The sequence below is a fragment of the Streptomyces sp. UF-297 genome, assembly GCF_058245575.1.
The window spans coordinates 23,420-36,431 of sequence record NZ_JBSIBZ010000053.1 but is presented as its reverse complement, the minus strand read 5'-3'; the positions used below and the strand labels follow the sequence as shown (position 1 = coordinate 36,431).

At 73.6% G+C, this 13,012-nt stretch carries 12 protein-coding genes and 1 pseudogene; 5 read left to right on the top strand and 8 right to left on the bottom strand.

The genetic code is table 11. The features are described from left to right. Window positions 1–121: 121 nt before the first annotated feature. Window positions 122–1,303, bottom strand: coding sequence for a Cmx/CmrA family chloramphenicol efflux MFS transporter (locus AC4IJH_RS26580; protein WP_490854385.1), 1,182 nt, complete (start codon window positions 1,301–1,303; stop codon window positions 122–124). 464 nt (window positions 1,304–1,767) lie between these two features. Further along, window positions 1,768–2,352 carry a M23 family metallopeptidase gene (locus AC4IJH_RS26575; RefSeq protein WP_490854384.1) on the bottom strand — a complete coding sequence of 195 codons (585 nt, stop codon included), beginning with the start codon at window positions 2,350–2,352 and terminating at the stop codon, window positions 1,768–1,770. A 211-nt stretch (window positions 2,353–2,563) separates the two neighbouring features. Here AC4IJH_RS26575 and AC4IJH_RS26570 point away from each other — a divergent pair, with 211 nt between their 5' ends. Further along, window positions 2,564–4,645: an endo-beta-N-acetylglucosaminidase gene (locus tag AC4IJH_RS26570; protein WP_490854383.1), complete on the top strand. Its 2,082-nt coding sequence runs from the start codon at window positions 2,564–2,566 to the stop codon at window positions 4,643–4,645. A gap of 32 nt (window positions 4,646–4,677) precedes the next feature. On the opposite strand, the pseudogene AC4IJH_RS26565 reads toward AC4IJH_RS26570, so the two are convergent. Continuing rightward, window positions 4,678–5,118 (bottom strand): annotated as a pseudogene (locus AC4IJH_RS26565) (MerR family transcriptional regulator); the annotation flags it as partial. 300 nt (window positions 5,119–5,418) lie between these two features. Between AC4IJH_RS26565 and AC4IJH_RS26560 the strand changes: the two are divergent. The 3 genes from AC4IJH_RS26560 (at window position 5,419) to AC4IJH_RS26550 (ending at window position 7,878) form a co-directional block, all read left to right on the top strand. Next, window positions 5,419–5,862: a hypothetical protein gene (locus AC4IJH_RS26560; protein ID WP_490854382.1), complete on the top strand. Its 444-nt coding sequence runs from the start codon at window positions 5,419–5,421 to the stop codon at window positions 5,860–5,862. A gap of 121 nt (window positions 5,863–5,983) precedes the next feature. Then, window positions 5,984–7,282 carry an ATP-binding protein gene (locus tag AC4IJH_RS26555; RefSeq protein WP_490854381.1) on the top strand — a complete coding sequence of 433 codons (1,299 nt, stop codon included), beginning with the start codon at window positions 5,984–5,986 and terminating at the stop codon, window positions 7,280–7,282. Window positions 7,283–7,380: 98 nt separating this feature from the next. Next, a complete protein-coding gene (locus tag AC4IJH_RS26550) occupies window positions 7,381–7,878 on the top strand; it encodes a DUF1269 domain-containing protein (protein ID WP_490854380.1) in 498 nt (165 codons plus the stop codon). 160 nt (window positions 7,879–8,038) lie between these two features. Here AC4IJH_RS26550 and AC4IJH_RS26545 read toward each other — a convergent pair whose 3' ends face one another. The 4 genes from AC4IJH_RS26545 to AC4IJH_RS26530 all read right to left on the bottom strand — a co-directional run bounded on the left by AC4IJH_RS26545 (window position 8,039) and on the right by AC4IJH_RS26530 (window position 11,105). Beyond that, a complete protein-coding gene (locus AC4IJH_RS26545) occupies window positions 8,039–8,434 on the bottom strand; it encodes a GntR family transcriptional regulator (protein WP_490854379.1) in 396 nt (131 codons plus the stop codon). Between the two features lie 73 nt (window positions 8,435–8,507). Beyond that, on the bottom strand, window positions 8,508–9,566 hold the full coding sequence (locus AC4IJH_RS26540; RefSeq protein WP_490854378.1) for an ABC-2 membrane transporter-related protein: 1,059 nt from the start codon (window positions 9,564–9,566) through the stop codon (window positions 8,508–8,510). Next, window positions 9,563–10,534 (bottom strand): ABC transporter ATP-binding protein, encoded by a 972-nt coding sequence (locus AC4IJH_RS26535; RefSeq protein WP_490854377.1) that lies wholly within the window; start codon window positions 10,532–10,534, stop codon window positions 9,563–9,565. The genes AC4IJH_RS26540 and AC4IJH_RS26535 overlap by 4 nt, the downstream gene beginning before the upstream one ends. A gap of 94 nt (window positions 10,535–10,628) precedes the next feature. Continuing rightward, window positions 10,629–11,105 (bottom strand): GNAT family N-acetyltransferase, encoded by a 477-nt coding sequence (locus tag AC4IJH_RS26530; RefSeq protein ID WP_490854376.1) that lies wholly within the window; start codon window positions 11,103–11,105, stop codon window positions 10,629–10,631. Between the two features lie 67 nt (window positions 11,106–11,172). Between AC4IJH_RS26530 and AC4IJH_RS26525 the strand changes: the two genes are divergently transcribed. After that, window positions 11,173–11,970, top strand: coding sequence for an exodeoxyribonuclease III (locus tag AC4IJH_RS26525; RefSeq protein ID WP_490854375.1), 798 nt, complete (start codon window positions 11,173–11,175; stop codon window positions 11,968–11,970). Between the two features lie 61 nt (window positions 11,971–12,031). Here the strand turns inward: AC4IJH_RS26525 and AC4IJH_RS26520 are convergent, their stop codons facing one another. Then, window positions 12,032–12,772, bottom strand: a complete 741-nt coding sequence (locus AC4IJH_RS26520; RefSeq protein WP_490854406.1) for a MerR family transcriptional regulator — start codon at window positions 12,770–12,772, stop codon at window positions 12,032–12,034. Window positions 12,773–13,012: the final 240 nt, after the last annotated feature.

Here is a 13,012-nt window from a genome sequence, read left to right as displayed (position 1 = left end):
TTCGTCCTCGCGGGAAGAGGCCTGCCTCAAAGTAGCGTCACCGCAGGTAGACGCGACCCGTGAACGCCCCACAGCGAAGTAGACAAGACCCCGCCGATCTTCATGATCGGCGGGGTCTTTGTCATTTCCGGAAGGCGGCTCGGGGGAGTCGGGCCGTGGTGGCTGCGGCGGCTGTGGTCAGGGCGAGGGCGATCAGGAGGGCGCTGGTCCACAGGGGGGCGCGGTAGCCGAGCGGGGTGGTGAGGGCGAGGGCGCCGAGGGAGGGGCCGAGGGCGGCGCCGACGTTGAAGGCGGCGGTGGCGAAGGCGCCGGCCAGGGTGGGGGCGCCGGCGGCCGCGTACAGGGCCTGGGAGATGAGGGTGGAGCCGACGCCGAAGGAGAGGGCGCCCTGGACGAGGACGAGCGCGAAGGTCGCCGTGGGGTCGGCGGCGGTGAGGGCGAAGAGGACCCAGCCCAGCAGGAGGGCCAGGCCGCCGGTCACCAGGAGGGGGACGGGGCGGGTGTCGGCCAGGCGGCCGCCGACGGTGACGCCGAGGAACGAGCCCAGGCCGAAGAGGGCCAGCAGGGCGGGCACCCAGGCCGGTCCGACGCCGGTGACGTGGGTGAGCAGCGGGGCCAGGAAGGTGAAGGTGCAGAACGTGGCGCCGTTGACGAGAGCGCCGAGCAGGAGGGTGGTCAGGAGGCGGGGGCTGCGCAGGGCGCGGAGTTCGACGCGGGCGCGTGGAGTGGTGGGCGCGAAGGGGGAGCTGGGGATGCTGGGTGTGGTGGGGACGGAGCGGAGGATGGCGAGGACGGCGGGGGCGGAGAGGAGGGCCACGGCCCAGAACGCCGCGCGCCAGCCCCAGAGTTGACCGAGGAGGGCGCCGCCGGGGACGCCCGCGACGCAGGCGAGGGTGACGCCGCCCAGGAGGACGGAGGTGGCGCGGCCCTTGGCGTCCGGCCCTGCCATGGCGGCCGCGGTGGCCACGGCCACGGCGAGGAACCCGGCGTTGGCCAGTGCGCCGACGACGCGGGTGGCCAGGAGTACCGCGAAGCTGGTGGTGAGGGCGCCGACGACGTGCACGAGCAGGAAGGCGACCAGGAAGGTCAGCAGTGCGCGGCGGCGTGACCAGCGCAGGCTGAGGACGGCCATCGAGGGGGCGCCGATGATCATGCCGACCGCGAAGGCGGAGGTCAGGGCGGAGGCGGCGGGGAGGGATACCTGCAGGTCGTGCGCGATGTCCGACACCAGGCCGGACAGCATGAACTCGGACGTTCCCTGGGCGAAGACCGCCAGTCCGAGGACGTAGAGAGCGAAGGGCACAGCGAAGCTCGCAACCGTGAAGAGGCCCGCGATAAGGACCGTGAAGGCAAGGGGGCGGCGGCAGGGCGCGCGGGCGTGCCGGGTTCGGCGTCGGTGGCGTACCGGGCGTCGCGGGGCATGCCGAGGGCGCGGGGGACGGCCGAGGACGTCGAGGGGCGGCGGGGTGCCGGCGCGGGGCCTGCCGTACGGGCTGCCGTGTGCGCAGCGGTCTGCCGGGGTCAGCGTGGTGACGGAGGGCAGGCCGGGAACAGCCCGTGGCGGGGCGGTCCGGTGGGCGCGGGCGCGGGCGCGGGGAGCTGGGCGCGCAGCGTCAGGGGCTGCGGAGCTCGGGTGCGACGGTGCGGTCGGCCACCGGACGGCCGGTGGCTAGCGTCTTGACGCCTCGGGGCTGGACATGGGGGCCAGCGTAGTGATCGTGCGGCGCCGCGTCCACGGGAATTCCGGGGCGGAGGCGCGGCGGGGGATCAGTCGTGGTAGCGGGCCTCGGGGGCGTGGTGGGGCAGGGTGCGGGGGGTGATGCGTACGCCGTGCCGCCAGAGGTAGTGCAGGGGGTTGATGTCGCTGCCGTAGCCGCGGCGGGCGCGCACCTCGAAGTGGAGGTGGGGGCCGGTGGCGCGGCCGGTGGCGCCGCTGTAGCCGATGCGGGTGCCGGCGCGTACCCGCTGGCCGGCGCGTACGGAGATGTGCCAGAGGTGCGCGAAGAGGGTGTAGCGGCCGTCGCGCATACGGATCGTCACGGCTTTCCCGTAGTCGCCGGAGCGGCGGGCCAGGACGACGGTGCCGGAGCCCACCGAGGCGATGGGGGTGCCGGAGGGGATGGCGAAGTCGATGCCGGTGTGATGGCCGGCCAGCCAGTTGCCGCGGATGCCGTAATGGGCGGAGACGTACGGGACGGCGGACAGCGGGCGGGTCCAGGGGGCGGGGGGACCTGCGGCGGCCATCTGGGTCCCGGCCAGGGCCAGGACGGTGGTGATGGCCGCCATGGCTATCGCGTGCAGCAGGAGGCGGTGCGGCGGGCGCGACGGGGTCGCAGAGGGCTGAGGAGTCATAGATGTGAGGACACGCCTGTCACGGGGCGGACGCATCCGGGGGCGCCCGCTCAGGTGAATGGACTGAACCAATATGCGGTGCCCGCCGGGTGGGCCCTGTGGCGTGAAAGGGCTTGTGAGAAAGCGGTGTTGGGGGCATTGACGTGGGGATTTCGGCGCGACAACGTTGGCGCCGGTGCGGTCGTGGCGCGGATGGAGTCAGGAGAGGGCTGTGACGGACAGAGGGCGGGCGGGGGTGTCCCGGCGGGGGCTGATCGCCGGGGCGGCGGCGGTGGCGGCGATACCGGTGGTGGGCGGCGGGCGGGCGGGGGCCGCGCAGGCGCCGTCGCAGGCGCCCGCCTCCTTGCAGCCGTACGCCTCGTACTGGTTCCCCGACAGCTTCCCCGAGGGGCGCGAGCCCGACCCGGGGGCGGTCTGGCGCAGCCTGAAGGCGTGGCGGCCGCAGGACGACCCCGATCTGCCGTACAACGCCTCCGCGGTGCCGCTGGCCGAGCGGTTCACGCCCGTGCCCGCCAACGGGACGGCGCGGGCGGACCAGGCACGGATCTCGGCGCTGGTCTCCTTCGGGCCGACGGCCCAAAACCCCTCGCAGGGCGGGCCGAAGGCCGACTACTACGCGCTGACGCACTGGGCCTTCCTGGACGAGCTGGTGTTCTGGGGCGGGTCCTCGGGCGAGGGGATCATCCTGGCGCCCAACGCCCCGGTGATCGACGCCGCGCACCGCAACGGCGTACCGGTGCTGGGCAATGTGTTCCTGCCGCCGGTCGCCTACGGCGGCGAGCTGAAGTGGACCCGAGAGCTGGTGCAGCGGGACGCGCAGGGCCGCTTTCCGCTGGCCCACAAGCTGATCCAGGTCGCGCGCGGCTACGGGTTCGACGGGTGGTTCCTCAACGGGGAGACCGACGGCGGGGACGCCGCCCTGGCACGGGAGATGGCCGACTTCGTGCAGGCGCTGCGGGACGGGGCGCCGGAGCTGCGGATCACCTGGTACGACGCGTTCAACGCGGACGGGCGGGTGGGGTGGCAGGGCGCGCTCAACGACAAGAACGCGATGTTCTTCCAGCGGGGCGCGCAGAAGCTGGCCGGGACGCTGTTCGTCGACTTCCGATGGAGCGCGGCGCGCCTGGCGTCCTCGGCCGCGTACGCCAAGCGGCTGGGGCGCTCCCCCTACGAGCTGTGGGCGGGCGTGGACGTGGAGGCGAACGGGTGGAACACCCGGGTGGACTGGGACGCCTTCGTGCCGCAGGGGCGCGACCAGGTGGTCTCCTACGGGCTGTACCGGCCCGAGTGGACGCGCAAGGCGGGCCAGGCGCCCGGCCAATTCCACGCCAGGGACGACCAGTTCTGGTGCGGCGCCAATGCCGACCCGTCCGCGCCGTCGGGGCCCGGGAACTGGCGCCCGGCCGCGCGGCTGGTCGCCGACCGCTCCGCCGTGACGGGCGTGCCCTTCGCCACCTGCTTCAACACCGGGCACGGCACGGCCTGGTACGAGGACGGGGTGCGCACGTCCGGGAGCGAGTGGAACCACCTCGGGCTGCAGGACCGGCTCCCCTCCCGCCGGTGGGCGGTGCGCACACAGGGGCAGCGGCCCCGGGTGGGCTTCGACTTCGCGGCGGCGTGGCGGGGCGGCAGCAGCCTGCTGGTGGAGGGGGCGCTGGACAAACCGGCCGAACTGGAGCTGTTCCGCACCCGGTTGCCGCTGCGGGCCGGGACCGTGGTGGAGATCGTGCACCGGGCCGAGGACGGGTCGGTGCCGGTGGATGTCGAGTTGGCGGTGGAGGTGCAGCAGCCCAAAACGCCGGGAGGGCAAGGGGAGTCGAGGTGGCTGCGGGCCGGGCGGGTGCGGGCCGGGCAGGGGTGGGTGACCTCGTCCGTACGCGTCGGGGGCGGGGGCACGGCCCATGCCCTCGGGGTGCGGCTGACCGCTCAGGGGACCGGCGGTGCCCGGTGGCGGCTGGGGAGCCTGGCCGTACGGGACACCGAGCCGGGTGCCCAGCGGCCGTCCGCGCCGCGCGACGGGCGGATCGCCGCAGCGGCCCGCGGCGCGCAGGGCGTGGCCGAGCTGCGGCTCACCTGGCAGGCGGGGGCCAAGGGCGCGGCCGTACGCCACTACACGGTGCACCAGGTGCTGCCGGGCGGCGGGCGCCGCTTCCTCGGCGGGACGTGCGGGAGCGCCCTGTACGTGCCCGCGGTGCGCCGGGAGGGCGGCGAGAGCGGCACCCGGCTGGAGGTGCGGGCGGTCGGCGAGCTGTACGTCTCTTCGGAGGCGGTGGTGGTGACGTACGCCTGGTAGCGGGGCGAGGGGGACTTGACGGGGCCGCCGGGCCGGTGCCCCTCGCTGTGCTGCCGCTTCAGGTGCGCCTCGGTGGCGTAACTCAGGTCGAAGGCGACCTCGCCGAACGCCTCGAAGCGCTCCTCGGGGGTGAGCTCCACGCCCGTGCGCTGGACCTCCATGGCGTGCTCGGCGACCTCGACCAGCCGCCGCAGCTGCGTGATCTCCTCGTTCAGGAGGCGGTGCCGGGCCCGCAGGTGGTCCAGGGCGTTGGCCTGGGGATCTTCGAGGATCGTGCCGGTCTCCTCCAGGGAGAAGCCGAGCCTGCGGTAGAAGAGGATCTGCTGGAGGCGGGCCAGGTCGGCGTCGCTGTAGAGGCGGTAGCCGGCCGGGCTGCGGCCGCTGGGCGAGAGCAGCCCGGTCCTGTCGTAGTGGTGCAGTGTACGCACCGTGATCCCCGCGAAGCCGGAGACCTGTCCGACCGAATACCCCATGGCGGTGCCCCTCGTTCCGTGCGCGCCGTCGGGCGCCCGCTGTCCGGCGGCGATCGCGCCGCTGTCCTGCCGGGCCAGGGTGGAGCCTGACGTCAGGTGAGGGTCAGGCGGGGTGGGGTACGCCCGTGTACGGGGCCCTGGGGACGTGTCCGTAGCCGGGCCCGGCCCGCGCCCGTAACGATGTGCTGCTGTTACACACCCGTGGGGCGTCCGTGAGATGCGCTACTTAGCGTGGGGCCGTCCCGGGCGGTCGCGGATACATTTGTCGCGAAGAGCCCATTCGCCCTGACCAAGGAATCCGTGCGATCACCCACCGCGACCCTCCGCGCCGCCGCGGCCCTGGCCGCCGTGCTGCTGTCCGGCTGTGCCCAGCCGCACGGCCTGCGCGTCGAGGGTCCGGCCGTGTCGCCGACGCCGCAGGCGGGGCCCGTCTATGTCGCGGACGCGATGGGGCAGCCGCTGCAGCGGCCCACGTCCTTCGGGCTCACCGAGTTCGCCAGCGTCTCCGAGCTGCGCTGGTCCTCGTGGGGCCGGGCGACCGCCGAAGCCACCGGACGGGTCAGCGGCAGCTGGTGCCTGCCGGAGTGCACCAGGAACCCGTACCCCGCCAAGATCACACTGAGTGGGCTGCTGCGGCAGGAGCGCGTCGCGTACTACACGCGGGCCACCGTGGTCTCCGAGAGCCTCCCGCCCGAGCAGGCGGCCGAGCTGGGAAGGATCACCCTGCCGCTGCCCGAGTTCTAGCCCGCGGGGACGGATGGGACGGGGTGGGAGGGGAGAACGGCCGCGGGGCGGGCGGCGACGCGGAGGGGCGTACGGACGGAGAGACCGACCGGGACACGGACGGGGACACGGACAGGGACTCATGGGACTTCGCGCCAAGATCGGCATCGCGATCGCGGCCACCGCCGCCGCGGTCGCGGTCCTCATCGGCCTGCTCGTGCACAACCGGACCGTCGACTCGCAGTTCGACGCCGCCGCCGAGAGCATCGACGGGCGGCTGCAGACCACGGTGCAGGACCGGGCGGCGGGCGTGGACACCGGGCGCGGGCTGATCAATCCCGTTGACCTTCCAGGGCCGTTGAAGAAGGCCGTCGACCACGGCAAGCGCGGGGTCTACCTCGACCTGGGCGGCAGGAAGCCGATGCTGTGGGCGGCCAGCAAGCTCAACGGCGACATCATCGCGCTCAAGCGCCCGTACACCCGCGAGCGGGCGGCGGTGCGCAGCCTGGACAACATCCTGTGGCTCTCCGGGACCGCCGGTACGGCGCTGGCCTGCGTCGTCGGGCTGCTGGTCGCGCACCGGCTGGGGCGGCGGCTGACCTCCTCGGCGGCCACCGCGCAGCGCATCGCCGAGGGCGACCTGACCGCGCGGCTGCCGCGCGGCGGCAAGGACGAGATCGCGCAGCTGACCTCCGCGGTCAACACCATGGCGGACGCGCTGGCCGCCCGCCTCCAGGCCGAGCGGGAGGTCACCGCGAACATCGCCCACGAGCTGCGCACCCCGGTCGCCGGGCTGGTCACGGCGGCCGACCTGCTGCCGCCCTCCCGCCCCACCGAGCTGGTCCGGGACCGGGCGCAGCGGGTGCGCAGCCTGGTGGAGGACGTGCTGGAGGTGGCCCGGCTGGACGCGCGTACGGAGGAGGCGGACACCGAGCTGCGGTCGCTGGCGGAGCTGGCGCGGCGCGCGGTGGCCGCCGCGCCGATCGAGGACCGCACGGCGGTGGAGGTACGGGCGCTCGCCGACGGGCTGGTGGAGACCGACCCGCGCCGGGTGGAGCGCATCCTGACCAACCTCGTCACCAACGCGCTGCGGCACGGGGCCGCGCCGGTCCTCGTCGAGGTGGAGGACGGGGCGGTACGGGTACGCGACCACGGGCCCGGCTTCCCCGCCACGCTGCTGGCGCACGGGCCGCAGCGCTTCCGTACGGGCAAGGGCGGCTGCGGCGGCAACCAGGGCCTGGGCCTCGGCCTGACCATCGCCGCGGGCCAGGCCCGGGTCCTGGGCGCCCGCCTCACCTTCGCCAACGCGGCGGACGGCGGCGCGCTGGCGACCCTGGACCTGCGCGACGCCCTGAGCCCGGCTCCGGCCGACACCGGGTCGCCCGCCCCGGGCTCCCCGCCCCCTGCGGATTCCCCGCCCCCTCCGGACGACGCCTCCTGAGGTGCGGCCCGGCCCGTCCGCGCGAACAGTGGAGTGACGGGGCACGGCCCACCGCCGCCCGCCCCACCCGCCTGCCCGGACGCTCTGGAGCCGCCGCGATGGACGAGAACGTGCTCTTCATGGACCTGACCGACGCCGGGAAGGGCGCGGCGCAACAGGCGCTGGACGCCCTGCGGCACGAGCACGCCGAGGGCGTGATCAAACTGCGTGAGGCGGTGGTCATCGCGCGCGACGCGGAGGGCACCCTCGAATTCCCCGACGGCGTCGACAACACCGCCGGCGCCTCCGGCTTCGCGGTCGGCGGCCTGGTCGGCGGCCTCCTCGGCCTGCTGGGCGGCCCTCTGGGCGTACTGATCGGCTTCGGCGCGGGCGGCCTGCTCGGCGGGTCGCAGGACGTCCGCCGCGCCAGCGACTCCAGCGCCGCCGTCGAAATCCTGGCCGCGGAGGTCCCGCCCGGCAGCACCGTCCTGATCGCCGAACTCGCCGAGCCCTCCCCCTCCCCGGTGGACGACGCCCTCGCCCCCCTCGGCACCCCCGCCACCCGCTACCCGGCCACCGAGGTCCGCCGGCGGGTGGAGGAGGCGATGCGCGCGTAGCGCGCGGGAATGTCCGGTTCCTCGGGGCCGGCCCGGCACCGCCGGACACCGCCGTTGTGGTCGCGCGCCGTCGCGGCGGACGTTTCTTCCCGTACCGGGAAGGCCCGCTGCGGGTGGTGGCGTGGCGGTCGGTCGGCCGTCGGGGCGACGGCGCCTGGCGCTACTTGGGGTCGTAGTGGGTGTCCAAGGCGGCGTTGACGAGGGCTTGGACGTCTTCGCGGGTGAGGCCTTCGGACCGGGCGCGGGTCATCCAGGCGCGGAGTTCTTCGCGCAGGAGGGTGTCGGCGGCGGACTGCGGGCGGGCCAGGGAGCGGCTGACGAAGGTGCCGAGGCCGGGGCGGGGTTCGACCAGGCCCTCGCGTTCCAGCTCGCGGTAGGCCTTGAGCGTGGTGTTCGGGTTGACCTTGGTGGTGGCGGCCACCTGGGCCGCCGTGGGCAGGCGGTCGCCCTCCACCAGGATGCCCAGCCGCAGCGCCTGCTGGACCTGCTGGACGATCTGGAGGTAGGTGGCGACCCCGCTCCGCCGGTCGATGCGGAACTCGACCACGGTCACCACCTCTCCGCCGTTGTTGTGAGCTTGATGATCCGGGCGGGGGTCAGAAGTGTCAAAGCGCCCATCGGGCCGCATCTCACAGGGGCCACCGGCGTACCCGCCACACGACAACGGCCAGTATGGCCGCGGTCGCTGCCAGCAGGATGCCCGCGCCGAGCCACTGCATCCCCGCCATCTGCCCGAAGTCGAAGTACTGGGCGACGCGGTTGACGATGCCCAGCTTGGCCCGGCACGCGTCCGGCGCGGCGTCGTTCATGCAGGTGCCGTAGCCGTACAGCCTGCCGTCGGCGGTGGCCACCCACTCGTCGATGCGTACCGCGTCGGGCGGCAGGTCGGGCCCGCCGCCGCCCTCCGTGAACGTCGTACTGCGCAGGGGGGCCAGCGACTGGCGCAGCTCGCTCCAGATGACCAGGAAGCCCAGCGACCCCACCAAGGTGATCGCCATGCTCAGCCCCACCCGCTTGACCACCATGCCCACCGCGATGCCGAGGGAGGTCAGGAAGAGGGCGAGCGCGACCGGCACCGGACCGGTGGCGTCGAAGACGGAGTTGTGGAACCAGTCGCCGGAATCGACGAACTGGTGGACGGGCTTCCACAGGCGGGTGAAGGTGACCGTCAGCAGCGTGGTGCACACCGCCACGACCAGCAGCGGCAGCCCCAGCTTCGCGGCGATCCAGCGGCCTCGGGAGACGGACTGGGTGGTGGCGAGCCGGACCGTACCGTGCTCCTGCTCGCCCGCGATCAGCGGAGCGCCGAGGAAGATTCCGGCGACGAAGGGCAGGGAGCTCAGCAGCGCCAGGGCGCTCTCGAACAGCGATCCGTAGGCGTTGTGGAAGGCCTGGGAGGCGGACTCCAGGGCCTTGTCGCCGGGGTTGCCGGGGTTGCCGGAGCCGCCCGCCGCCGCCCCCGCGCCGTGCTCCATGAAGGCGCTCACGTCCGCGTGCCGGTAGGTGAACACCGCGCAGGCGACGGCGGTGACGGCGATGCCGGTCCACAGCGCGGCGCGGTGCTGGCGCCACACCAGCCAGGCCACGCCGCGCAGCAGCCCGCGCCGGGCGCCCGCAACGGGAGCGGGAGCGGAGGCGGGGGAGGCGGCAGAGGTGGCGCCGACGGTGGTGGTCTTCGTCCTGCTCATGCCGCTGCTCCCTGCTGCTTGTCGTGCCTGCCCTGCCCGCCCTGGTCGTCCGGCCCGCCCGGCCCGTCCGTCCCCGTACGGCACTCATCCATGATCAACGGCGGTGCGGAGGGCGAGCGCAGGCAGCCCAGCAGCACCTCCTCCAGACTGGGCGCGTGCGTCTGCCAGGTGTCGGGGAGCGGGCCCGAGGGCCGTACCAGCGCGGTGAACTGCCGCCCGGTGACCCGGGATTCGACCACGGTGTGCCGCTCGGCGAGCCCGGCGGGCACCGAGCCGTCGTCCTGCGCCACGCCCGTCACCAGGGTGTGCCCCGCGACCAGCTCCTCGGTCTCACCCGCCATCCGCAGCCGCCCCTCGGCCAGCACCAGCAGGTAGTCGCACATCTCCTCCATCTCGGCGAGCATGTGGGAGGACATCACCACGCTCGTGCCGTGCTCGGCGGCCTCGGCCATCAGCAGCCCGGACAGCTCGTGCCGCGCGAGCGGGTCCAGGTCGGACATCGGCTCGTCGAGCAGCAGCAGCGCGGGCCGCTTGCCGAAGGCCAGCGCGAAGGCGACGCGGGTGCGCTGGCCGCCGGAGAGCGTGCCGACGCGGGCGTCCATCGGCAGATTCCCCGACCGTACGATCCGCTCGGCCACCGCCTGGTCCCAGCGCGGGTTCATCTCGCGGCCCAGCCGCAGCGTCTCGGCCACCGTGAAGCGCGGGTAGAGCGGCTTGTCCTGGGCGAGGTGGGCGACGTGCTCCATGACGCCCGGGTCGGTGACGGGCAGGCCGCCCAGCCGCAGTGTCCCGGTCGTGGGCCGCACCAGACGGCAGGCCGCCCCCAGCAGCGTGCTCTTGCCGGCGCCGTTGGGGCCCACCAGCGCGCAGACATGGCCGGCCGGAAGGCGGAAGGAGCAGTCCCGCAGCGCCCAGCCGCGGCGGTACTTCTTCCCCAGGCCGTGGGCCTCGATCGCCCAAGGGCTCACCGGTACCCCCCCTTTAGCTAGTTGATTAGTGGAATGAGTATGGAGAGCGGCCGGGAACGGTGTCAACAAAAGGTGGGTCCGGCCGCCCGGTCCCTCAGCCCGTGAGCGGCTTGGCGAAGCAGCGGCTGGAGTCGTACTCCCGGTAGAGCCCGAACTTCTTCGCCGGGGCGTACCCGCTGGAGGTGTACAGGGCGATGGCCTCCGGCTGCTCGATGCCGGTCTCCAGCACCATCCGGGTGCGTCCCGCGGCGCGCGCGTCCGCCTCCAGCGCGGCCAGTACCCGCCGCGCCAGGCCCCGCCCGCGCGCCTCGTCGACCACGAACATCCGCTTGATCTCGGCGTCGCCGTCCGCGTAGCCCTCGTCGTTGGCGTCCTGGCGGCGCCAGCCCCCGGTGGCCAGCGGCCTGCCGTCCTCGTACACCATGAGATAGATGCCGTGCGGCGGCTCGAACATCGTCGGGGCGAGCGGAGTGAGGTCCACATCGCCGTAGCGCCGGACGTACTCCTGCTGCACGATGTCGTTCAGCTTGACCGCGTCGGGGTGGTCGTAGGCGACGGTACGTATCTCCATCCGCGGAATCGTACGGGCGTGCCAGCGGTCGGCGCGAGTGCGCCGTGGGAGTCGGTATTGTGCCGGAATGCTCACCGTGACTTCCGTGAATGTGAACGGGCTGCGCGCCGCCGCCAAGAAGGGGTTCGTGCCGTGGCTGGCGGGGACCACCGCCGATGTGATCTGCCTGCAGGAGGTACGGGCCGAGCCCGGCCAGCTGCCGGAGGAGGTCCGGGAGCCCGAGGGCTGGCACACCGTGCACGCGCCGGCCGCGGCCAAGGGCCGGGCGGGCGTCTCGATCTGCACCCGGCGCGAGCCGGAGCGGGTACGGGTGGGCTTCGGCTCGCAGGAGTTCGACGGCAGCGGCCGGTACGCGGAGATCGACCTGCCGGGTGTGATGGTGGCCAGCCTCTACCTCCCCTCCGGCGAGGTGGGCACCGAGCGGCAGGACGAGAAGGAACGGTTCATGGCCGAATTCCTGCCCTATCTCGTCGAGTTGAAGGCCCGCTCCGCCGCCGACGGGCGCGAGGTCGTGGTCTGCGGCGACTGGAACATCGCCCACCAGGAAGCCGACCTGAAGAACTGGAAGGCCAACCGGAAGAAGGCCGGCTTCCTCCCCGAGGAGCGCGCCTGGCTCACCCGCGTCTTCGACGAGGCCGGCTACGTCGACGTCGTCCGCTCCCTGCACCCCGGCGTGGAGGGCCCGTACTCCTGGTGGTCCTACCGCGGCAAGGCCTTCGACAACGACGCGGGCTGGCGCATCGACTACCAGACGGCCACCCCCGGCCTCGCCGACCGCGCGGTCAAGGCGTACGTGGAGCGCGCCGAGAGCTACGACCTGCGCTGGTCGGACCACGCGCCGGTGACGGTGGTCTACGACCTGTAGGCGGTGGCGCGGCGGCCCCGGTTCCCGATTCGGGAGCCGGGGCTTTTTACTGCTCGCCCGCTCACTGCTCGTCGGCGCGGTCCTCGCAGGCGCGCAGCCACGCCTGGAGTTCGGTGCGCACCCGGCGGTCCATGGCCATGGAGAGTTCGGCTTCGACGATGCCCTTGGTCAGGGGGCGGAGCTGTTCGATGGTGGCGGTGACGCGGGCGATCTCGGCGGGGTCCAGGGGGGCGCCGGAGGCGGCGCGGTCCAGGATGCCGCCCAGGACGTGGGTGCGGACGACGGTGGTGAAGAGCTCGGCCAGCGCGTCGGCGTGGGCGCGGACCTGGCGGCCGGCGTCCAGCACGGCGGCCAGCGGGACGCCCTTGGCGACGAGCTCGGTGGAGGCGTCCAGCAGGCGGCGGCTGATGTGCACGAACTCGTCGCCGTCGACGGCGAGATAGCCGATGTCCAGGGACGCGGAGAGGTTGTCCGGGGTGATGTCGTCCTTGAAGTGGTCGGCCAGCTCCTCGGGCGTCAGGCGCACCGGGGTCTCCTCCGACCAGGGAGTGACCAGGGTGCTCTCCAGGCCGAGGAGTTCGCCGACGTCGCGGCCGCTGTCGAAGGCCGCGAGGAGGTCGGAGATGCCGCTCAGGGCGTGGCCGCGCTCCAGCAGGGCGGCGATCGTGCGCAGCCGGGCGAGGTGGTGGTCGTTGTACCAGGCGATACGGCCCTCGCGGCGCGGCGGCGGCAGCAGTTTGCGCTCGCGGTAGAAGCGCAGGGTGCGCACGGTGATGCCCGCTTCCCCGGCGAGTTCGGCCATGCGGTACTCGCGCGGGGGGTGCTCCTGGGCCGTCTGGTCGTGCGCCTGTTGTTTCTTCGCCACGGCCTCACCCTATGTCCGCTCCCCGGTGTCCGGCCGAGGTGCGACCGGCGGTAACTTCCGTACGTACAACCCCTACCGCTCGGTACGGGCCTGCCCTACCCTCCAACTGTGCCAGTGATTGCTGGCGCAGTTCCATCGGATACATCGCATACATCGGAGTCGGACGACCTCGGGAGG